The organism is Streptomyces sp. MBT53 (assembly GCF_016654115.1).
In the GTDB taxonomy this organism is placed as follows: Bacteria; Actinomycetota; Actinomycetes; order Streptomycetales; family Streptomycetaceae; genus Streptomyces.
Genome location: NZ_JAEQAZ010000449.1, coordinates 1 through 1,158, shown reverse-complemented (window position 1 = coordinate 1,158; position 1,158 = coordinate 1). Strand labels below are relative to the sequence as shown.

1 protein-coding gene is annotated in these 1,158 nt (G+C 75.1%); it reads right to left on the bottom strand.

The window, feature by feature from the left end:
- Positions 1-2 precede the first annotated feature (2 nt).
- The coding region (locus JHN45_RS52080) for a helicase C-terminal domain-containing protein (RefSeq protein WP_236585075.1) at positions 3-1,158 on the bottom strand (1,156 nt) is incomplete at its 5' end.

The following is a 1,158-nucleotide window of genomic DNA, read 5'->3' as shown; positions in this document are numbered from 1 at the left end:
GGCTACGTCAACGCCGAGGGCTCCGCCAGCTCCGCGACCCCCGTCACCCGGTGCAGCGGATACGTCCGCACCTCGTCCGCCGTGTGGTCGTACGCCGTGACGAAGCCGCCCTCCACGCGGATGGGCGCGATGACGCGCTGGCTGGCGGAGCCCTCGGCGTTGACGTAGCCGATCCAGAGGGTGGTGCCGGTGAGGACGGCGGCCTGCATGGTGGCGAGGGTCTCGGCGGAGCCGGTGCGGGGGAGTTCACCGGCCGGGGCCGGGGTCGTCGACGGTTTCAGCGGGGTGGTGGAGGCGCGGTCGCCCGCCCTGATCGCACGGATCGCCGCCGACAGGAGGGTCGTGTCCGGGGTCGGCGGACCGTCCGGCACGGGTTCCGGCGCCGTACGGGGCGGGGTGCGGTGGGCATGGGCGCGGGTGATGACGACATCGCCGTCCGCGGACTCGGCGGCCGGCGCGAAACCCATCGCGCGCAGCCCGTCCAGAAGCGCCGCCGGATCGGCCTGCGCCGCCAGCACGGTCGGCGCGAGCCGGCGCAACCGCAGGCCCGCCGACCGCTTGTCCGCGAGGATCTCGCTGAGCACCGCGTCGTCGTCGCAGCGCACATACGCCGAGGCCGCGCCGATCCGCAGATGGCCGTGCCTGCGGGCCACGTCGTCGATCAGATAGGCGAGAGGCTGCGGCACGGGCGTACGGGAGTGCGCGGTGAGGAAGTCGTGCAGATCGGAGGCCGAGCGGCCCGCGTCCAGGGCGCGGCGCACCGAGCCCGGCGTGAAGCGGTAGACGGTGGCACCGCCCTTCGACTCCACGTCCGCGAGCACGTCCAGCACATCGGCCAACGGCCGTTGCAGTGGGCCCGGTGCCACCGCCGTCAGATCCGCCTGCAGCAGGACGTGGTCCAACGGCTCGGGCAGCAAGGGGGCGAGCAGCCGAGCGGCTGCGGCGCTCGCCACGGCCTGCTCAGCCGGGGAGAGCGGCTCGGGGAGCGCGGGCGCGCGGTGGTGGACGGGAAGCTTGTCACCGGCATCGGAAGGCGAGGCGGAGGAGTCCGCGGAAGCGGAGGGGGCCGCGTGCCCGGACGCGCCGTCCGTAGCCCGCGCGATACCCCCCGACGTACCCTTCGCCGCCGAGCCACCCGCCGCCGCCCCCAGCAACGCC